The organism is Glutamicibacter sp. Je.9.36 (assembly GCF_051129975.1).
GTDB lineage: Bacteria > Actinomycetota > Actinomycetes > Actinomycetales > Micrococcaceae > Glutamicibacter.
Genome location: NZ_JBCPSN010000001.1, coordinates 283,091 through 303,229, shown reverse-complemented (window position 1 = coordinate 303,229; position 20,139 = coordinate 283,091). Strand labels below are relative to the sequence as shown.

18 protein-coding genes are annotated in these 20,139 nt (G+C 62.0%); 10 read left to right on the top strand and 8 right to left on the bottom strand.

Features of this window, described 5'->3' with window-relative positions:
- The first annotated feature begins 18 nt into the window (after nt 1–18).
- The 5 genes from AAZQ98_RS01365 to AAZQ98_RS01345 all read left to right on the top strand — a co-directional run bounded on the left by AAZQ98_RS01365 (nt 19) and on the right by AAZQ98_RS01345 (nt 5,693).
- Complete coding sequence (locus AAZQ98_RS01365) at nt 19–1,008, top strand: ABC transporter substrate-binding protein (protein WP_105656171.1); 990 nt, start codon at nt 19–21, stop codon at nt 1,006–1,008.
- Nucleotides 1,009–1,118: 110 nt separating this feature from the next.
- Nucleotides 1,119–2,681 (top strand): sugar ABC transporter ATP-binding protein, encoded by a 1,563-nt coding sequence (locus tag AAZQ98_RS01360; RefSeq protein ID WP_332731235.1) that lies wholly within the window; start codon nt 1,119–1,121, stop codon nt 2,679–2,681.
- Nucleotides 2,678–3,700 (top strand): ABC transporter permease, encoded by a 1,023-nt coding sequence (locus tag AAZQ98_RS01355; RefSeq protein WP_105656173.1) that lies wholly within the window; start codon nt 2,678–2,680, stop codon nt 3,698–3,700. The genes AAZQ98_RS01360 and AAZQ98_RS01355 overlap by 4 nt, the downstream gene beginning before the upstream one ends.
- A complete protein-coding gene (gene yjfF, locus AAZQ98_RS01350) occupies nt 3,697–4,686 on the top strand; it encodes a galactofuranose ABC transporter, permease protein YjfF (RefSeq protein WP_332727657.1) in 990 nt (329 codons plus the stop codon). Before AAZQ98_RS01355 ends, yjfF begins: the two co-directional genes overlap by 4 nt.
- Nucleotides 4,687–4,898: 212 nt before the next feature.
- Nucleotides 4,899–5,693 (top strand): enoyl-CoA hydratase/isomerase family protein, encoded by a 795-nt coding sequence (locus AAZQ98_RS01345; RefSeq protein ID WP_388023419.1) that lies wholly within the window; start codon nt 4,899–4,901, stop codon nt 5,691–5,693.
- Nucleotides 5,694–5,699: 6 nt separating this feature from the next.
- Here AAZQ98_RS01345 and AAZQ98_RS01340 read toward each other — a convergent pair whose 3' ends face one another.
- Nucleotides 5,700–7,259, bottom strand: a complete 1,560-nt coding sequence (locus AAZQ98_RS01340) for a long-chain-fatty-acid--CoA ligase (RefSeq protein WP_434689260.1) — start codon at nt 7,257–7,259, stop codon at nt 5,700–5,702.
- Nucleotides 7,260–7,450: 191 nt separating this feature from the next.
- Here AAZQ98_RS01340 and AAZQ98_RS01335 point away from each other — a divergent pair, with 191 nt between their 5' ends.
- Entirely contained in the window at nt 7,451–8,236 is a 786-nt protein-coding gene (locus AAZQ98_RS01335) for a VOC family protein (RefSeq protein ID WP_133834121.1), read from the top strand.
- Between the two features lie 68 nt (nt 8,237–8,304).
- On the opposite strand, the gene AAZQ98_RS01330 is transcribed toward AAZQ98_RS01335, so the two are convergent.
- The 7 genes from AAZQ98_RS01330 to AAZQ98_RS01300 are packed head-to-tail and all read right to left on the bottom strand — an operon-like array spanning nt 8,305 to nt 13,798.
- A complete protein-coding gene (locus tag AAZQ98_RS01330; protein ID WP_133834120.1) occupies nt 8,305–9,351 on the bottom strand; it encodes an LLM class flavin-dependent oxidoreductase in 1,047 nt (348 codons plus the stop codon).
- A 30-nt stretch (nt 9,352–9,381) separates the two neighbouring features.
- Entirely contained in the window at nt 9,382–9,588 is a 207-nt protein-coding gene (locus AAZQ98_RS01325; protein WP_286172207.1) for a tautomerase family protein, read from the bottom strand.
- A gap of 14 nt (nt 9,589–9,602) precedes the next feature.
- The gene (locus tag AAZQ98_RS01320; RefSeq protein ID WP_133834118.1) at nt 9,603–11,087 is read right to left on the bottom strand and encodes an aldehyde dehydrogenase; all 1,485 of its coding nucleotides are present in this window, start codon (nt 11,085–11,087) and stop codon (nt 9,603–9,605) included.
- Complete coding sequence (locus AAZQ98_RS01315; RefSeq protein ID WP_133834117.1) at nt 11,084–11,836, bottom strand: alpha/beta fold hydrolase; 753 nt, start codon at nt 11,834–11,836, stop codon at nt 11,084–11,086. Before AAZQ98_RS01315 ends, AAZQ98_RS01320 begins: the two co-directional genes overlap by 4 nt.
- Nucleotides 11,837–11,870: 34 nt before the next feature.
- Nucleotides 11,871–12,422, bottom strand: coding sequence for an amino acid synthesis family protein (locus tag AAZQ98_RS01310; protein ID WP_133834116.1), 552 nt, complete (start codon nt 12,420–12,422; stop codon nt 11,871–11,873).
- A complete protein-coding gene (locus AAZQ98_RS01305; RefSeq protein ID WP_105656183.1) occupies nt 12,419–13,087 on the bottom strand; it encodes an amino acid synthesis family protein in 669 nt (222 codons plus the stop codon). The genes AAZQ98_RS01310 and AAZQ98_RS01305 overlap by 4 nt, the downstream gene beginning before the upstream one ends.
- 30 nt (nt 13,088–13,117) lie before the next feature.
- Entirely contained in the window at nt 13,118–13,798 is a 681-nt protein-coding gene (locus tag AAZQ98_RS01300; protein WP_286134632.1) for a GntR family transcriptional regulator, read from the bottom strand.
- Nucleotides 13,799–13,944: 146 nt separating this feature from the next.
- Between AAZQ98_RS01300 and AAZQ98_RS01295 the strand changes: the two genes are divergently transcribed.
- From AAZQ98_RS01295 to AAZQ98_RS01280, 4 genes are all read left to right on the top strand, one after another.
- Nucleotides 13,945–14,919: a flavin reductase gene (locus AAZQ98_RS01295; protein ID WP_434689256.1), complete on the top strand. Its 975-nt coding sequence runs from the start codon at nt 13,945–13,947 to the stop codon at nt 14,917–14,919.
- A 44-nt stretch (nt 14,920–14,963) separates the two neighbouring features.
- Nucleotides 14,964–16,622 (top strand): BCCT family transporter, encoded by a 1,659-nt coding sequence (locus tag AAZQ98_RS01290; RefSeq protein ID WP_434689254.1) that lies wholly within the window; start codon nt 14,964–14,966, stop codon nt 16,620–16,622.
- Between the two features lie 170 nt (nt 16,623–16,792).
- On the top strand, nt 16,793–17,620 hold the full coding sequence (gene fdhD, locus AAZQ98_RS01285) for a formate dehydrogenase accessory sulfurtransferase FdhD (protein ID WP_105656187.1): 828 nt from the start codon (nt 16,793–16,795) through the stop codon (nt 17,618–17,620).
- Between the two features lie 57 nt (nt 17,621–17,677).
- Nucleotides 17,678–19,999 (top strand): FdhF/YdeP family oxidoreductase, encoded by a 2,322-nt coding sequence (locus AAZQ98_RS01280; RefSeq protein ID WP_365942740.1) that lies wholly within the window; start codon nt 17,678–17,680, stop codon nt 19,997–19,999.
- The last annotated feature ends 140 nt before the right edge of the window (nt 20,000–20,139 follow it).

The following is a 20,139-nucleotide window of genomic DNA, read 5'->3' as shown; positions in this document are numbered from 1 at the left end:
TACGAGGAGGAACTCACGATGAAACGACAGACCTTTTTGCGCACTGGCTTGGCAACGCTCAGCATCGCAGCTATGGCAGCCATGAGCGCATGCGCCGGCTCGGATTCCAGTGGCAGCGAAGGCGGAGGATCCGGTTCTGAGACCATTACCATCGGTTTCTCGCAGGTTGGCGCCGAGTCCGGGTGGCGCGCGGCGAATACCAAGGACATCCAAGACACCCTGACCGAAGAAAACGGCTTCAAGCTCAGCTTCTCTGATGCCCAGCAGAAGCAGGAGAACCAGATCCAGGCTCTGCGCTCGTACATCGCGCAGGGCGTTGACGTCCTGGCGTTTTCCCCAGTGGTAGAAACGGGCTGGGATGCTGTGCTGCAAGAAGCCAAGAGCGCCAATATCCCGGTGATCCTCACGGACCGCGCCGTTGACACCACCGATGACACGCTCTTTGCCTCGTTCATCGGCTCCGACTTCATTGAAGAAGGACAGCGGGCCGGGGATTGGGTTGTAGAGAATCTGGACAAGGACCTGAAGGTTGTCGAACTGCAGGGAACTACCGGCTCGGCACCGGCCATCGACCGCAAGGAAGGCTTCGGAAAGGCCATTGAGGGCACGGACATCGAGATTATCGACTCGCAGACCGGTGACTTCACCCGTGCAGGCGGCAAGCAGGTCATGGAAGGTTTCTTGAACTCCCATGACGATATCGATCTGGTCTTCGCCCATAACGATGACATGGGCTTGGGCGCCATTGAAGCCATCGAGGCAGCAGGCAAGAAGCCAGGCGAGGACATCAAGATTGTCACCATTGACGCGGTCAAGGACGGCATGCAGGCATTGGTTGACGGCAAGATCAACTACATCGTCGAATGCAACCCGCTGCTGGGCGAGGATTTGGCAGAAATCGCCAAGAAGGTTGTAGCCGGCGAATCTGTGGAGAAGCGCATCGTCGTTGAAGACGCCGCCTTCACCCAGGATGAAGCGGCCGAGGTCCTGGCCGATCGCACCTACTAGAAACGCAGGCAAGAGCACGAACCGGCGGGCCAAAAGCTGGCCCGCCGGTTCACCACCAGGTGGCAGGACAAGCAACTCGCAGAGGCAAGTTAATGATTGATTCAACACCCATGTCACGGACTGAGGAAATCACCGTGCAGCATTCCCCTACAACGAAGCCCATCGTTCAAATGGCTGGAATATCCGTGGAGTTCCCCGGGGTCAAAGCATTGGACAACGTTGGCTTCCGGCTTTTTCCCGGTGAAGTCCACGCCCTGATGGGGGAGAACGGCGCTGGAAAGTCTACCCTGATCAAGGCTCTGACTGGAGTGAATCCGATCGCTTCCGGAACCATCACGGTTAACGGCAACGACACCCGCTTCACAGGCCCCGCCGATGCCCGCGAACGCGGCATCTCTACGGTGTACCAAGAGGTGAATCTCTGCACCAATCTCACCGTGGCCGAAAACATCATGCTCGGCAGCGAGCCTCGCCGTTTCGGTGGTCTTGACTGGCGAACCATGCGGCGCCAGGCCAAAACCTATCTGGAACGGATGGGGCTGAAGATAGACCCGGCCAGCTCGCTGGGGTCCCATTCATTGGCCGTCCAGCAGCTGGTGGCCATCAGCCGCGCCATGGTGGTCGACGCCAAGGTGCTGATTCTCGATGAACCGACCTCGAGCCTGGATACCGACGAGGTGGCCCAGCTCTTCGAAGTCATGCGGAAGTTGCGTGATGATGGTGTGGCGATCCTCTTCGTGTCGCACTTCCTGGACCAGATCTACGCCATTGCCGACCGCATTACCGTGCTGCGCAACGGGCAATTGGTGGAAGAACGAGAGAAGGACCAGCTGCCGCAACGTGAACTGGTCTCGCTGATGATCGCTGGCACCTCCGATGCCCAAGTGGGCGGCGCCAATGAACGCACCGCCGCAACCGAACGCGCGGCCGACGCCGAACCGTTGCTGCAGGCAGTGGGACTCGGGCGCAAGGGAGCGGTGCAGCCTTTCGATCTGGACCTCTATCCCGGGGAAGTCATCGGCTTGGCCGGCCTGCTGGGCTCAGGCCGTACCGAACTCGCGCGCCTGCTTTACGGAGCGGACAAGGCAGATGACGGGGTGATCAAGCTGGGCGGGAAACCGGTGAAGCTGCGAACTCCCCGGCAGGCCCTGGGCCGCAAAATCGCCTACACATCCGAAGACCGCAAGGGTGAAGGGGTTGTGGGGGAGCTGACCGTGGCCGAGAACATCATCCTCGGCCTGCAGGCAGCGCGCGGATGGATCCGCCCGCTGCCCAAGACCAAAGCCACCCAAATCGTGGACGCCTATATCAAGGCACTGGGCGTCCGTCCGGCCAATCCGAACGCCCTGCTCAAGAACCTCTCGGGCGGGAATCAGCAGAAAGTTCTGCTGGCCCGCTGGCTCGCCACCGCTCCGAAGCTGTTGCTCCTCGATGAGCCCACCCGCGGAATCGACATCGGCGCGAAGACCGAAATCATGAACCTGGTCTCCGAACTAGCTGAACAGGGCATGTCGGTGGTCTTCATCTCCGCTGAGCTAGAAGAAGTCCTGCGCCTCTCGGATCGCATCGTTGTGATGCGCGATCACGCCAAGGTTGCCGAAATTCCAAGCACTCCAGATGTGGATGTGCCACGCCTGATCGAAATCATCGCCACCGGGGAAGAAAACAAATGACCCGTATTTACAAGCATCGCCTGTTTTGGCCAGCGATTGCGCTGCTCGCGCTGCTGCTAGCCTGCACCATCAAGCGCCCGGACATCCTGGGCATCAGCGTGCTGGACGGGCACCTGTTCGGTGCCCCCATAGACATCCTGCGCAATAGCTCGCCGCTGCTGCTGGTTGCCGTGGGCATGACTCTGGTGATCGCCACCCGCGGCATCGACCTGTCGGTGGGTGCCACCGTCGCGATCTCCGGAGCCGTGGCGCTGACATTCATCGCCAGCTCGGCCAATCCGGGATCCGCAGGTACAGCCGTCGGCGCCGTCATCGTGGCCTTGGGGCTGTGCCTGATCCTCGGCGCATTCAACGGCGTGCTGGTGGCGAACTTCGGCATCCAGCCGATCGTCGCCACGCTGATCCTGATGACTGCCGGCCGCGGTGTGGCCATGCTGATTACCAACGGCCAGATCACCACGGTCAATAGCGCACCTTTCAGCAAACTGGCCTCGGGCTATGTGCTGGGCCTGCCGGTGGCCGCGATCATCGCTTACGGCGTGTTTGCGGTGGTGGCCCTCGTGGTACGGCGTACTGCGCTGGGCATGCTGCTCGAAGCGGTAGGCATCAACCCGGAAGCCAGCCGGCTTTCAGGGGTGAAATCAAGAACTCTGGTATTCACCGTCTATGTGTTGTGCGGCCTGCTATCGGGCCTGGCCGGACTGATCTTCGCCGGCAACACCATGGCCGCTGATGCCAACAATGCGGGACTGTTCATAGAGCTGGATGCCATTCTCGCCGTGGTTATCGGCGGCACGTCCCTGGCCGGCGGCAAGTTCAACCTCGCGGGCACCATGATTGGCGTGCTGATCATTACCACCCTGAGCCTGGCTGTGACCGTTCTGGGCGTTTCACCGCTGGTCACTTCGCTATTCAAAGCCATCGTGGTCATTGCCGTGACCTTGATGATGTCAACCCGGCTGCGCGCCATGCTCGGTTCCTTGCGCGAACGCCGCCGCTACCAGGAGGTGGGAGCATGAGCATCCTCAGTGTTCCGCGCAAGTCCATATCCAAATTGAATGTGGACCGGCGCTACCTGCCGGTTCTGGGCACTGTGGTCGTCTTCGGGCTGATGCTCGTCATCGGCGGAGTGCGCTACGAGAATTTCCTTTCGCCCGCTGTACTATCCAACCTGTTCATCAACAATGCCCACTTGATCGTGCTGGCAGCAGGAATGACGTTCGTGATTCTCACCGGCGGCATCGACCTGTCGGTCGGTGCGGTGCTGGCCCTGTCCTCGGTCATCACCGCAACCATGCTCAATGCCGGGATCCCGTTGTCCCTGGTGCTGCCTATCGCGATTCTCAGCGGGTCGATCATCGGCCTGGGCATGGGAGTGATGATCCAGTACTTCGAGGTGCAGCCCTTCGTGGCTACCTTGGCCGGCATGTTCTTGGCCCGCGGCCTGTGCTTCATCTTCGCCCCGGAATCCGTGCCGATCCGCGATGAGGGTTTTGTCGCCCTGTCGAGCTGGGGTGTTTCTGCGGGGCGCTGGCGGTTGACCGCGGCCGTGGTCATCGCCGTGCTGGTGATTGCCGGGTCCTGGTGGGTGCTGCACCGCACCCGTTTCGGCCGCACCGTTTACGCGGTGGGCGGCGGCGAGCAATCAGCCACCCTGATGGGATTGCGTGTGGCACGCACCAAGGTGGTTGTCTACGTCATCTCCGGCACCTGTGCGGCGCTGGGCGGAATCCTCTTCGCCATGTTCTCGCGCTCGGGCTATGCGCTGACCGGTGTGGGCATGGAGCTCGACGCGATCGCCGCAGTGGTTATCGGTGGAACCCTGCTTGTCGGCGGCATGGGCTTCATTCTCGGCTCGGTGGTTGGCGTGATGGTGCTCGGACTGATCCAAACCATCATCACCTTCGAGGGAACCTTGAGTTCCTGGTGGACCAAGATCGTGATCGGCGGATTGCTGCTGATCTTCGTGGTCTTGCAACGAATTCTTACCTTGCGGCGAAATTAAGCCCGGAAGGGAAGGGCCCAGGGCCCGGTATTAGCGTACCGGGCCCTGGGTCGTATCCAGCCACCTAGCTCCAATTCGCGTACAACGAACCGGGAAGTAATAATTTCCAGCCTGGACAACAGCTTGCCCCCATTTCGCGATAGATTGCGAAGTGGGGGCATTGCTATTGCCTCTAAAACTTCTGCGGCTTGCACGCGACTGGGAGGAACCTGATGGGCAAGGACAATGAAGCACGGGTCAGCGTAGAAATAGCCGGGTCCACTGCCGTGGTGCTGCTGGATAACCCGGGCCAACTCAACGCGCTCACCAAGGACATGTGCCTGCAGCTGGTGGGCGCCTTTGCCGGCCTTTCGACCGACGACGAGGTCAGTTCCATTGTGGTTCGCGGCGCGGAAGGGAACTTCTGCGCTGGAATTGCCATCGACGAGATGGACCAGGTGCTCTTCGACCGGGACGCCGACGGGGAGCTGATCAACCATTTCGACCTGCTCGACAAGATCATCGTGGGCTGCCCGAAAACCACCATCGCGGTGGTGGAAGGCCATTGCTTTGGCGGGGCCTGGCAGCTGGCCTCGGCCTGCGATATCCAGTTGGCCTCGGATAACGTGCGACTCGCGATCACCCCAGCAAGAATCGGGCTGGTTTTCCCGCGGCCGGGCATCGAACGGCTGGTGCGTACCGTGGGGGAGCACCGGGCCAAGTACCTGCTGTTTTCCGGCGCGGAGATTTCCATTGCCGAGGCGGAACGCTGGGGCATGTTCACCCGCGTGATTGCCCATGGGCAGCTCGAAGAAGAGCTGGCCGCACTGCTGGGCAAGCTGTCCGCGAACTCGCCATATTCCATTGCGCGCACCAATGAGGCCATCAACTTGGTGCGCCAGGGAGAAGCCACCGAGGGCTGGTGGGAAGCGATGTGGGAAGAGAACGGGGCGAACGCGGACCTGGCCGAAGGCAGATCCGCGTTCTGCTCGCGCCGCACACCGGATTACGGTGGACTGCCCCAGTAGTGTTCGCTAGTCCTGCTCGGCAGTGAACTGCGCAACCAGTTCGCGCTTGAGGATCTTCCCGCTGGGACCCAGCGGGAATTCCTGGACGATCTCGATCAGCCGCGGATACTTGTACGCGGCCATCTGCTTGCTGGCCCACGCCACCAGCTCCTGCGCGCCCAGCGTGGAGCCGGCCTCCAAGGTCACCGATGCGGCAATCTCCTGTCCGTGGGTTTCGTGCGGCACCCCGTACACGGCGGCATTGGAAATCTCCGGATGGGAAACCAGTACCTCTTCGATTTCGCGCGGGTACACGTTGTAGCCGTTGCGCAGGATCATGTCCTTGGTCCGGTCCAGGATGCGCAGGTAGCCATCCTCGTCCTTGGTCCCCAGATCCCCGGTGCGGAACCAGCCATCAACCACCGCTTCGGCCGTGGCCTCAGGCCGGTTCAGGTAGCCGGAGAACAAGTTGTGCCCGCGCACTACCAGCTCGCCCAGCTCCCCGCGCGGCAGCAGCCGGATTTCATCGGGGCAGGCAGGATCGGCGATTTCCACATCCACGCCCCAGACCGGGGTGCCCACGGTCCCGGGCCGCGGGTCGACGCCCACATGGTTGAAGCAAGCCACCGGCGAGGTCTCGGTCAGCCCGTAGCCCTCGTGGATCCGCGCGCCGAAGCGCTGCTCGAAGGCGGTGAGGATGGATACCGGAAGCGAGGCTCCTCCGGAAATGGCGTAGCGCAGTTTTTCCGGCATCCCTTCGCGCTGCTTGCCCGCTTCGAGCAGAGCCACATACATCGTGGGCACCCCGAAGAAGACGTCGATGCCAGCCTCCAACACCAGTTCCAGGGCCCCTTCGGCGGTGAATTTGGGCAACAGCATGACCTCGGCCCCCACCCGCAGCCCGGTATTGAGCACGCAGGTCTGGCCGAAGGTGTGGAACAGCGGCAACCCGCCGAAGAGCTTGTCGCCGCGGCGCAATTCCATGGTGTTCAGCAATGTGGTGTGGGTCTGCTCGATCAACGCCAGATGCGTGCCCAGCGCACCCTTGGGCTTGCCGGTGGTGCCCGAGGTGTACAGGATCGTGGCCAGGTCTTCGGGGCGGCGCGGCAGGTAGGTGCCAATCGGCGCGGCGTGCCGGGCCAGGTCTTCCAACCGGATGGCGCCCGATTCCTCCGGAGCCAGCACGCTGAGCACCGGCACCCCGGAAGCGGCGGCCCCCGCTGCTCCTTCTGCGAGCAGGGGTGCGGCGCAGATCATCAGCTTGGCTTCGGAATCCTCCAGGATGTAGGAGATCTCGCGCGCCTTGAGCAGCGCGTGGACCGGTACCGCTACGGCGCCCAGGGCCAGAACCGCGTAGTAGGCGCGGGCGAAGTCCGTGACGTTGGGAATGAGCAAGGCCACCCGGTCGCCCGCCTCGATGCCTTGGGCTTGCAGAGCTCCGGCGTATTGCCGGGCCTGCTCCCACAGCTGCTCATAGGTGGTGCTGCGGCCATCGACGGTGATGGCGTTCAGCTCGCCGTAGCGGGCAGCCCCTTCTGCGAGGATGGCCGCCACTGAAACAGTGAGATTGGATGTGGAAACGCTCATGGTGAACTCCTCGGGTTGCCCAGCACTGCATTGTGTGCCGTGTCACATTAAACCATATTGGAACTGCGGTTCAGTGCGAGGTATTGAGTTTCGCAATATCCTGACCGATGGAAAATTTCCGTTGCTGATCTGGATAAAAAGGACATAGACTCAGCCCAAACGAGCTGGATGAATTGTGGAATGGGGAAGCGATGCCGGCACCAAAGGATCCTCGAGCCGAGCCGTGCTGGGTCGATTTGCTCACCAGCGACATGGAGGGCTCCACGCAGTTCTACGGGCAGCTTTTCGGTTGGGAAGTCCGCCATGACGAGGAAACCCGCGACGAGGGATATGCCGAGGTCTACCTCAACGGGGAAATGGTCACCGGCTTCATTGCCAATGACCCGGATTCCGAGGTGCAAGATGCCTGGACCACCTACCTGAATGTGACCGATGTGCACGCCGCCGCCTATGCCACCAAGATGCACGGCGGCAAGGTCTACCTAAAGCCCATCGACATTCCCGGCCAGGGAACCATGGCCATCATCGGGGACCCAGCGGGAACCGGCGTTGGACTCTTCCAGGCATTCCAATCAGCAGACACAACCGCCAGCCGTGCACCGGGCACCCGCATCTGGAACGAGCTGCACACCAGGCACTTCGAGGCGGTGGCCCGCTTCTACCGTGTAGCACTGGGCTGGTGCCTGTCCCCGGTCTCGGACACGGACGAATTCCGCTACCACACCTACGGCCAAGGTTCCGAGGCGGTGGCCGGAATCTTCGATATCTCCAGCTATCCGGATTCCAAGGCCGGTTGGCGCGCCTACTTCGCGGTGGCGGATGCCGAACAGACCGTGGCGCTCGCCGAGAAGCTCGGCGGCACGATCATCCATGAGCCCCATGATTCCTACTTTGGCCGCATGGCCGTGCTCAGCGACGTCACCGGCGCAGAGTTCGCGATCATCGCTCCGTCGCGCAAACAGGAATCTGAAGCCTGACGGCAAAGGCCGCCGGCACCGAAAAATCGGATGCACGGCGGCCTCGGTTCGGGCTGGTCCTTCGCAGCCTACTTCACGAAATTCGGCACAACTTCGTCAATGAACAACTTCAGCGAGCGTTTCTTTTCCTCGTGGCTCAGGGCGTTGTCGCTCCAGAAGCTGTATTCGCTGACGCCCAGATCTTCGTAGCGGCGCAGGCGCTCAACAACCACGTCCGGCGTGCCGATCATTGCGGTGCGGTGCAGGGACTCAGGCGTGAACTCCTCGCGTTCAGAGAACTTCTCCTCCGGGCTGGGATCGATGAATCCGTTGACCGGCTCCACCTTGTTGCCGAAGACCGCATCGAAGGTGCGGTAGAACTTGTTGATGCCTTCGGCAGCAGGGCGCCAGGCCTCTGGCTCGTTGGCGGAGTGCAGATAAGTGTGGCGAAGCACCATGATGTCAGGGCGCTGTTTCACCTCCGGGTGGGCAGCGATGGCGGCTTCGTACTTCTGGACTAATGATTCGACTTCTTCGTCGCCCTTCATCAGCGGAGTCACCATGACATGGCACCCGTTGGCCACAGCATACTCGTGCGACTCGGGGCTGCGGGCGGCAACCCAGACAGGGATCTGCTTTTGTGTTGGCTTGGGCACCGAGGTGGACGTCGGGAACTGCCAGACTTCACCGTCGTGGGCGTAATCTCCCTCCCACAGCTTCTTGACTGCGGGGATGAGCTCCTGCATGGAGGCACCGCCGTCGGTGGCCTTCATGCCATCGGTCATGCGATCGAATTCGAATTGGTAGGCACCGCGTGCCACGCCTAATTCGGCACGGCCATTGCTGATGACATCGAGCAGCGCGAGTTCGCCGGCTGCTCGGATCGGGTTCCAGAATGGTGCGATGATGGTGCCGGCTCCGAGCCGGATCGTGGAGGTCCGAGCCGCGAGGTAAGCAAGCTGCGGGATCGGGTTCGGGGAGACGGTGTATTCCATCGAGTGGTGTTCGCCGATCCAGACTGTGGAGAAGCCACCGGCTTCGGCCATTTGAGTCAGTTCGACGAGGTTCTCGAAATGCTGTGCGTGGCTGATCGAGTCGTCATAGCGTTCCATGTGGATGAACAGTGAAAAGCGCATATCTGTCCTTCTTTCGTTGCTCTGCTGCCCTTAGGCAGTTGCCTGGGTGCTGTTGCGTTCGGCGATGGTTTGATTGGTCCGGGACCAATGCTCATGATCGACTTCGCGCACGATGACCGTGATGTTTTCGGGGGCCGCATCAACGGTTTCTTCGGCGGCCCGGTGCAAGGCGTCGATCAGGGCGCGCAGCTGCTGGGAACTGCGGCCCTTGGCAATGGATACATCGATCAGTGGCATGGGGCTCCCTTTCCTTAGCCGCGCATCACAAACGGATCTGCGACGGGGGACTCGTCCGTGTTGATCCATACGCTCTTGAGGCGGGTGTATTCGTTCATGGATTCGAGGCCGTGCTCGATGCCGACGCCCGAGTTCTTGAAGCCTTGGCGAGGGGACATCGGGGACATCGCGCGGTAGGTGTTCACCCAGATCGTGCCGGCCTCCAGCCTCCGGGCCATGCGATGGGCGCGGGCAAGGTTCTGCGTCCACACGCCGGCGGCCAGCCCGTACTCGGTGTCATTGGCCATGGACAGCAGCTCGTCTTCGTGCTCGAAGGGCATGATCGCAGCCACCGGGCCGAAGATCTCCTCGCGGACCACGCGCATGTCGTTATTGACGTCGGTGAGCACAGTGGGGGAGAAATAGTAGCCCGGCAGGTCCAGGCCTTCGGGGCGGGTGCCGCCGGCCAGTACTTTGGCGCCCTCGTCTGCGCCGATCTTCACATAGGAAGCGACCTTTTCCAATTGGTCGGCGAACGCCAGCGGGCCTAGCTCGGTGGCATCCAAGAGCGGGTCTCCGATGACAATGGACTTGGCACGTTCGGTAACCCGTTCCAGCAGCTCGTCGTAGACAGACTTGTGGGCGAAGACCCGGCTGCCGGCAATGCAGGTCTGGCCGGCCGCGGCGTAGATGCCGGCCACCACGCCCATAGCCGCGTTGGCGACGTTGGCGTCGTCGAAGACGATGTTCGGGCTCTTGCCACCCAGCTCCAAGGTGCAGCCGATGAAGCGGCCGGCCGCCTCGGCGGCGATCTTCGAGCCGGTGGCCGTAGAACCAGTGAAGGAGATCTTGGCCAGCAGTGGGTGGCTGACTAGCGCCGCGCCGGCCTCGGCCCCGAACCCGGTGACCACGTTGATGACGCCCGGAGGGAATCCGGCCTGCTCAGCCAGCTCAGCCAGCAGCAGCACCGTGCGCGAGGTGTATTCGCTGGGCTTGATCACCACAGTGTTCCCGGCAGCCAGCGCAGGGGCGATCTTCGAAGTGGTCAAAGTCAGAGGCGAGTTCCACGGGGTGATAGCCCCGACCACGCCGAGCGCTTCGCGCTGGGTGTAGTTTAGAATCGCCGGATTCATGCTTGGGATCTGGGAACCCTGCACTTTGTCGGCCAGCCCGGCATAGTAGTAGAGGTACTCCGGCAGGGTGGCCAGCTGGCCCCGCATTTCGCGCAGCAGCTTGCCGTTGTCCAAGGATTCGTAGCGGGCCAACTTCTCGGCATTCTCACCGATTAGATCGCCTAGGCGGCGCAGCAGATGTCCACGGGCGGTGGCGCTCAGGGCGCTCCACGAGGGCGCGGAGAATGCCTTATGGGCGGCTTTGACAGCACGGTCCACATCTTCAGCATTGCCGCGCGCGGCCTCGTAAAGATCTTCGAGGGTTGCCGGGTTGGAGCTGGTGAAGAAACGGTCTTCGCTGGGAGCGATGTGCTCTCCGTTGATGAAATGCATGTAACGCTCGCTCATGCCTGTTTCCCTTCGTTATCGCTGAAAAAACTGTTCAATTCCGCGGCCAAGGCCAGCGGATTCTCGACCGGAAGCATATGCCGTGCTCCGGGGATGATGCGCAGCCGCCCCTGCGGCACAGCGGCAACCAGCCGGCGGGACATTTCCGGGGTCGATCCGGGATCCAGCTCGCCGGTGATGGCCAGTGTCGGCTGCTTGATCGCATCGAGTTCGCCGGCAATCTCCTGGTCACCGCGGGCGAAAACCGCGTAGGCGTGCAGATAGGATTCGAGATCGTTGCCCGCCATAGTTTGGCGCGTAGCCTCGATGAGCTGCGCGTCCACCGTGGTGGCCGCGGCCGGGAACCAGCGTTCGATGGCGCGGTCCACTCCCTGGGAGAAGTTCGTGCCGGCGGTAGCCAGGCGCTCTTCCACCGCGGTCGACTCTTCGGCGGTGCGCCGGCATACGGAGTTCACCGCAGACAAGGTCAGCACGCGCCCGGGAGCGAAGCGCGCAAGGTACTGGGCAACCAAGGCACCGAGCGAGAATCCCACAAGATGCACAGGCTCGCGAGTTTCAAGGCGTTCGAGCACATCGGCGGCCAAGCTCGCCAGATTCTGCTCGCTGCGCAGGGGCGGGCGTAACCCGTGCCCAGGCAGGTCCAGGGCCACTGATTGGTGCGCCAGCTGCTCGCGCAGCGGCTTCCACATGGTCCGGTCCAATCCGACTCCATGCAGGAGGACAACCAATGGCTGCTTCGTGCTTGTCATGCGTGCTTCGCTCCGTTCCGGCTGATGCGCTCTGCTACTGTTCGGTGGACAGCGGGGCCAGGCGTTCCTGCGGCCGGCCACGGGTTGCGCCGGCCAGGGCGATCAGGATTTCGCCAGGATGCGGAGCATCGGCGATCCTGGCCTCGACGCTCTGGTGGTGCGAGCGGATCGTGGCATCGGTGAAATGCTTGAGCGGGATGTCGAACTGCACTCCGGCCTGTCCGCGCTTTTCCACGGCCGGCAGCAAGGTGGTGGCCTTGGCTGCGTCGCGGAAGTGGTTGCCGAATTTCAGGGTGTGGATCAGGGCCGAGCCGTGCTCGACTTCACCGTCAAGGCCGACGATTGCAGCCTTGCCATAGGCCTGGAGCGGGGCGCCCAGCGCTTCGATGACCCGCGGTGCCAGCAGCGCTCCGAGGTCCGAGGCGACCGAGTCGATTCCCGGGTTCAAGTCCTCGACGAATCCTTGCCCTGCCCACGGGTTGTCGAATACGGCGGCGACAATGACCACGCGGGCTACCGGATCCACCGGGCGTCCGCCCTCTGTGGCAATTTCCTCGACGATGGTTACCAGTTTGCGGTAGTTCATAGTTGTATTCCCTTCAGTATTTCGGAAGTGACCGTTCGGTCGGTGGTTCGATCGCCGATGCGTGCATGTGGCCGGGGGCCGCTTGATGCCGCGGCAATGACCGCGATCTCGCCAGCATGCGGGGCATCGGGCAAGGACAGCTCCAGGGTCTGGTAGTGGGTTCGGGTGGCAGCTGCGGTCTTATGCCACATCGGTACTCGCAGGGATTCACCAGGAACGCCGCGGCCGTCGACAAAGCAGATGATCGAGGTGCCGCCGAGGGCTTCGCGCAGCAGGTTGCCGAAGAACGGGGTGTGGATCAGCGCTCCGGCATGCTCCAATTCCCCATCGCTGCCAACCAATGCGGCCTTGCCGAAAGCTTCAACTTGTTCGGCTCCGCCCAGGGCATTGAGCAGGCGATCCGACAGCAGCTTGGCGAGCAATGGGGCGATGGCCTCGGTCCGCTCGGATAAATCTTGCGACGTTCCAGTGCCGAGCCAAGGATTGGGGATGACTGCGGTGGCGGTCGCGCGGGTGATGCTGCCTAATTCGTGGTGGGGAACTTCTTCCACCGTGCACGAGATTTTGCGCAAACCAATGGCCTGGGCCAAATCCTGGTAGTCTTCGAGCGTTGATCGGGTGCTCAAATCAATGAGCTGAGGCGGCTGGGCCAGTGGAGAATTCATCTGGTATTCCTTTGCATGGCTTTTTTGGGGCTAACCCGGTTGTTCTTCGTCTTCTTCTTTCATTGCGGCCAGGGCCGCCGACTGGCTTGATGCGGCAACATGCCTGCGCATCACAAGTTCTGCGGCCAACGGATCTTTGGAGCTGATGGCGTCGATGATTGCCTGGTGCTCGTCCTTCGAATTCTGCAAGCGCCCGGGCAAGCTCAGGGTCTGCGAAACGATGCGATGGTAGGCCAGCTGGTTCATCAACAGGTCATAGTGCTCGGTGAGCTTCCTGTTGTCAGCCCCGGCAACCAACGTGCTGTGGAATTCATGGACCAGTTGCGAATAGAGTTCCGCGTCGCCGCGCTCGACGGCCCGTTGGCTGCGTGCAACGTTTTCCTTGAGCTGCTCCAATTCAGGTACGGCTCCACGTCTGGCCAGCAGGCCAGCGGCTAGTCCCTCGAAGGCCTCCTTCAGGGAAAACATCTCGTGAATTTCGCGCTGGGTGGGCTTCCTGACGAATGTTCCAACCCGCGAACGCACCTCAACTAGGCCCTCGCGCTCCAGCTGCTTCAATGCTTCTCGAATTGGAGTACGGCTGACCTCGAAGTCTTGCGCCAGGGCTGTCTCTGCCAATAGGTCTCCGGGTTGAACAACTCCAGTGACGATCATTTGACGGAGCCGGCCCAGCAACGGCGTCTCCGGGGTGCTCCTGGTTTTTGATTCCACGCTTGAACTCTCTTGCATACAAGAACTCTATCCATAGATTCTCTTGTATGCAACAGAAATTCAAGGAATCGCCTTGAATCCGCTAAATTTAAGAGAATTTCCTGAAACATGTTGACTCCGTCACAACCTTTGCTAGCATTTCTTGCATGCAACAAATTGTAAATTCACTCCAGCCTGTCAAAGAATCACTCGTCAACGCCTGGGAAGCGGCATGGGATCGGGGCCAGGTCGATGCACTGGACGAGATCTTCCACGCGGACTTCCGGCGAATCAGCAAGAAATCCAAAAACGTCACCACCATCCGAGAGCTGAAGCAAGAGATTTTGTCCGTGCGGGAGGCCTTCCCTGATCTGGTGACAAAAATCGACCATCTGCTCGTGGATGAGCAGGAGCAGTCCATCGCGATTTTCTGGCACACCACCGGAACGTTCACCAACGATCTGCAGGGTGTGCCGGCCACGGGCAACACCGTGGAAACCCGCGGTTCCAACCTGATGGAAGTCCAGGACGGGAAAATCATCTCGGAGCAGGTGACTTGGGACCAGAGCGAGCTGCTCGAAGACGTGGGGGTCCCATCGCTCAAGTCCGCCTTCGAGTCCACGGATGATGGCGTGGTAGTGGACGATTTGAGCGGCGTGCCGAATCTCGATGCGCTCAAGGGGTTCAACCGCCAATTCATTACCGGCGTGACTGTCGTGACCACCATGGATGAACATGGCAAGCCTCGCGGGCTAGCCGCAAATTCATATGTGTCAGTTTCGCTCGAGCCGCCTCTGGTGCTGGTGTGCGTGCAGAAGACCACCAGCACCTATGCATCGCTGTTCAAGTCCACCCATCTGGGCATCAACATCATGAGCAACGGGCAGCGCGACACCGTGGGCACCTTCGCTTCCAAGGGTGATGACAAGTTCGCCGAGCTCGAATGGCATCAGGGGCCGAACGGCAACCCGCTGATCGATGGCTCGGCCGCTTCCATCGAAGCAGAAATCAAGGAGCGCTTCCAAGCCAAGACCCATACCGTGTTCATCGCCAAGGTAAAGCATTCCGAAGTCGCCCAGCTTGAGCCGATGGTCTACAAGGCCGGCCGGTTCTACGACGGCGCCGAACTGACCGCGCTATAGCCCGGCGTCGGCAGATTCCTCCAATACAACGAAGTGTGAGAGCCATGAAAACCGAAACCAACGAAAAGCAGGGCAAGGGGCCACGCGGAGGGCCCACGCTCACCGGCGGCAAATTGCGCCGGGCCGCGGACAAGAACGAATCGAAACAGGTCTACAAGCAACTCCAGCGTCCGGGCAGTGTCCTTTTCGTTTCGCTGGCGCTGGTCGTGGTGTTCGTGCTCTGGGCGGCTATTGCACCGGGCCGGCTCAATGAACTGATGTCCGGGGCATCCACCTGGTCAGCGCAGTACATTGGCTGGAGCTACCTGTTGGTGACTCTCGGCTGCATCGTGCTGATGCTGTTCCTGGCCTTTTCGCGCTACGGAGGCATCAGGCTGGGCAAGGACGCGGACCGGCCCGAGTTCTCCACATGGGCCTGGATCGCGATGATTCTCGGTGCCGTGATGGGCATCGGGTTGATCAGCTATGGCGCGGCCGAACCCATGAGCCACTTCATGGTCCCTCCGCACGGACGGGCGGAGCCGGAAAGCATGGATGCGGCAGTGCTGGCCTTGCAGTTCTCGTACTTCGACTGGGGTCCGAACGCCTGGGCCTTGTTCGGCGTGTTCGGCCTGGCCATTGCCTACTCGACGCACCGCCGGGGCAACTCGGGACTCGTCTCGGTGATGCTCAGGCCAGTTCTTGGAAAATCCATGGACGGATGGCTCGGGAAGACCATTGACGTGTTCACCGTGCTGGCCACCCTCTTCGGCACGACCACTTCCCTGGGCTTGGGCGCTTCGCAAATCGCCGAGGGGCTGAACAGCCTGTTCGGGATTCCCACGGATCTGTTCGTCAAGATCGTGATCATTGCAGGCGTTACCATCGTATTCACTCCCTCGGCGCTTTCCGGCGTTGGCAAGGGCATCAAATGGCTCAGCCAGGGCACCATGATCGGTGCCGCCGCCATCGGGGTTTTTGTCCTGGTTTCCGGTCCCACCGGATTTATTTCCAACATCTATTTCCGTTCCATGGGGCAGTTCCTGGGCGAGTTCCCGGCCGTGGCGCTGCTGACTCCCTCTGGAGCCGAAGACTTGCAGTGGATGCAATGGTGGACGTACTTCATGATGGCCTGGTGGTTGAGCTGGGGCGCCTTCGTCGGCATCTTCCTGGCGCGGATTTCCAAGGGCCGGACCATTCGCGAATTCGTTATTGCGGTGATGGGTGTCCCGTCTCTGGTCTTCAGCATCTGGTTCAGCATTTTCGGTGGCACCTCGATCCACCAGGAGATGACCGGCAGCTCTGGGATCGGCCAGGCAACGTTGGAAGACACCAACAGCACCTTCTTCGCGATGCTGGCCGAACTGCCGATACCGGAAGTGACCTCGGCATTCACAGTAATTCTCGTGGTGCTGTTCTTCATTACCGGCGCGGATTCCAATACCTATGTTCTGGGCACGCTGACCTCCGGCGGAAATATGTACCCCAAGAGGCCGGTCCTAGTGGTCTGGGGACTTCTCACCGGCGTCTGCGCGATCGTGTTGCTGCTGGTGGGCGGGCTCGAGGCCCTGCAACAGGCAGCCATCCTCTCGGCGGTGCCGTTCACGGTGATTGTGACGCTGCTGGGGATGTCGCTTATGAGGGAGCTGCGCTGCGACACGCGCCTGCAGGCACCTTTGCTGGAAGCTGCAGCGCCGAGTGGAGACGGCAGCGAAGCAGGCTAGGCAGCACCGCGAAATAGTTGGGCCCAGCGAATTGCGGCCCCGGTGGAGCCTTGGATTTGCCTCAATCCAGCATGGGGGTTGGCTGCGCCGGGGTCTGTAAACGTAGAGTGTCCTCTAGCAGTATGCGGAAAGCGGCGGAAGTCGCAAGATGTAGCACAAGGAGCGTTTATATGGGTCGCAAGATCGTGCGCCGCCGCGTGGTCAGGGCAACGCTGGAGGGCTCCCGCGTCCGCGAGGAGAAGCTGGCTGGCGAGGAGCCGCTGGAGATCCGCTTCGGCCATACCTCCTACACCACCTCCATGCGCACCCCGGGCGACGACTTCGACATGGTCACCGGATTCCTGGTGGGCGAGGGAATCATTTCCGCGCCCGAGCATCTGGCCTCCCTGCGCTACTGCGCCGGCACCGATGAAGCAGGCAACCAGACCTATAACGTCATCGAGGTGCAGCTGGGCGCGGGGGCGAAGCATCCTGATCTCCTGGCTGCCCGCAATGTGGTCACCAGTTCAGCCTGCGGGATCTGCGGCACCAACTCCATTGACGAAGTGCGCAAGAAAGCCGCCTTCGCACCCTCCCCGGAATCGGGGCGGGTTGGGCTGGAAACGCTGCTGGGCCTGCCTGACACCTTGCGCGAATCGCAGCAGCTGTTCTCCGCTACCGGGGGAGTGCACGCGGCCGGGTTGTTCTCCACCGCCGGGGAATTGCTGATCCTGCGCGAAGACGTCGGGCGTCATAATGCGGTGGACAAGGTCATCGGAGCGGCCCTGCGCGACGGGTTGCTGCCGCTGGGCGACACCGTCCTGCAGGTCTCCGGACGCGCCTCCTTCGAGCTGGTGCAGAAGGCCGCGATGGCTGGAATTCCGGTGCTCGCAGCGGTCAGTGCGCCCTCGTCGCTGGCCGCTGACCTGGCCGAGGAATCGGGTCTGACGCTGGCCGCTTTTTCCCGCAGGCACAGCGTGAACATTTATACACATGCGGATCGGGTGATCAGGGCGTAGCCTTGTAATATGTGAGCTGGATATCAGTACCGGCCGCGCTACCAATAGGAGGGTCTCATGCATCGTTCGGCACCCAAAAAGGACATCAACGAAGATGAACTGAAGGTCAGCGAACCCAAGCACGCCGCCGCCGGCTTGAAGGCCGTGATGGTATCCATGGAGCGCGGCTTCGCCGAAGCCGGCCCGTCGCGTACCCTGCGTTCGATGCTGCGCGTCAACCAGCACGACGGCTTCGACTGCCCGGGCTGCGCGTGGCCTGAATCCATCACCGGCAAGCGCAAGCCCGCCGAGTTCTGTGAGAACGGCGCCAAGGCCATCGCCGAGGAAGCCAGCGCCCGCACCGTCACCCCGGAGTGGTTTGCGCAGCACTCCATCGAGGACCTGCGCGACAAGACCGAATACTGGCTGGGCTCGCAGGGCCGGATCACCGCTCCGATGATCATTCGCGAGGGGGAGACTCACTACTCCCCGATCAGTTGGGCGCAGGCCTTCTCGACCATCGCCGAGCACGTGAACGCGACCACCCCGGACAAGTGCGTGTTCTACACCTCCGGGCGCACCGCGAACGAGACCGCGTTCATGTACCAGCTGCTCGCCCGCTCGCTGGGCACCAACAACCTGCCCGACTGCTCGAACATGTGCCACGAATCCTCGGGCAGCGCGCTGAACCCGACCATCGGCATCGGCAAGGGCACCGTGTCATTGGAAGACTTCGATCATGCGGACCTGATCTTCGTGGTGGGCCAGAACCCCGGCACCAACCATCCGCGCATGCTCTCCGCGCTGGCCGATGCGCGCAAGCGCGGCGCCCGCATCGTTGCCGTGAACCCGCTGCCGGAGGCAGGCTTCTTCGGGTTCAAGGACCCGCAGACCGTGGGCGGCATGCTGGGCAAGGCCGATCCGATTTCCAGCGACTTCCTGCAGATCAAGGTCGGTGGCGATCTGGCCCTGTTCCAGGCCTTTGGCCACCTGCTGCTCGAAGAAGAGAAGAAGCATCCGGGCACCGTGGTGGACCACGAGTTCATCGCCGGGGTCACCGACGGGTTCGAGGCCTACCAGGCCGCGCGCGCCACCTTGGACTGGGAAGCTACCGAGGAGGCCACCGGACTGACCCGCACCCAGATCACCGAGATCGCGATGCTGCTGGCCAAGTCCAAGGCCACCATCATCTGCTGGGCGCTGGGCTTGACCCAGCAGCCGCACTCGGTGCCGACGCTGAAGGAAATCATCAACCTGTTGCTTTTGCAGGGCAACTTCGGCAAGCCAGGTGCTGGCGCCTGCCCGGTGCGCGGGCACTCCAATGTGCAGGGCGATCGCACCATGGGCATCTGGGAGAAGCCCGGCGAGCAGCTGCTCGAAGCGCTCGATGCCGAATTCGGCATCGAATCCCCGCGCGCCCACGGCTACGATTCCACCGAGGCCCTGCATGCCTTCGAGAAGGACGAAGTGGACGTGTTCGTCTCCATGGGCGGCAACTTCGCCCTGGCCAACTCGGACACCGAAGCGCTGGAGGCGGGCATGCAGCGTGCCAAGCTGACCGTGCACATCTCCACCAAGCCCAACCGCTCGCATGTGGTGCACGGCAAGACCTCGCTGATCCTGCCGACTCTGGGCCGCACCGACAAGGACGACAAGCACCCCACCGGTGCGCAGTTCCTTTCGGTGGAGGACTCCATGTCGGTGATCAAGTCCACCCGCGGCCGGCTCACCCCGGTCTCCGAGCACCTGCTGGCCGAGCCGGTCATCGTTGCCCGCATGGCCCAGGCCATCCTGGGCGATGGGCACCCGGTCAACTGGCGTGCCATGGCCGAGGACTACGACGTGATCCGCGACCACATCGAGAAGGTGCTGCCCGGCTTCGAGGACTTCAACACCCGGGTGCGGGAGAAGAACGGCTTCGTGCTGCCCAATCCGCCGCGCGATACCCGCTCCTTCGCCACGGACATCGGCAAAGGCCGCTTCACCGTGTCGGACTTTGAAGCGCTGGAAGCTCCCGAAGGCCACCTGATCCTGCAGACCATGCGCAGCCACGACCAGTACAACACCACCTTCTACGGGCTCGATGACCGCTACCGCGGGATCAAGGACGGCCGCCGGGTCATCCTGATCAACCCGGAGGACCTGGCCGAGACCGGGTACAGCGACCGGGACCTGGTGGACGTGATCTCCACCTTCGCCGGCTCCGAGCGCCGCGCCAACCGTTTCCGCCTGGTGTCCTACCCGACGGCCAAGGGCTGCGTGGCGGCCTACTACCCGGAGGCCAACGCGCTCGTGCACCGCGATCTGGTGGCCCGCGAGTCCAATACCCCGGGTTTCAAGGCGATGATGGTGCGTTTCGTCGAGCACACCCAGCAGCCCGGACGCACGCTGGATAGCTGACCTGGAGCAGTGCTAAGCGCTTGACGTAATGCACCTCGCAGCCATTTGCGCTTCACCAGCTGTCAACCTGGCGGGCTTGTGCGGGAGAATTGACGGCGGGGCGCATCCCGAACGCATGGGGTGCGCCAATCCGCAGTCCA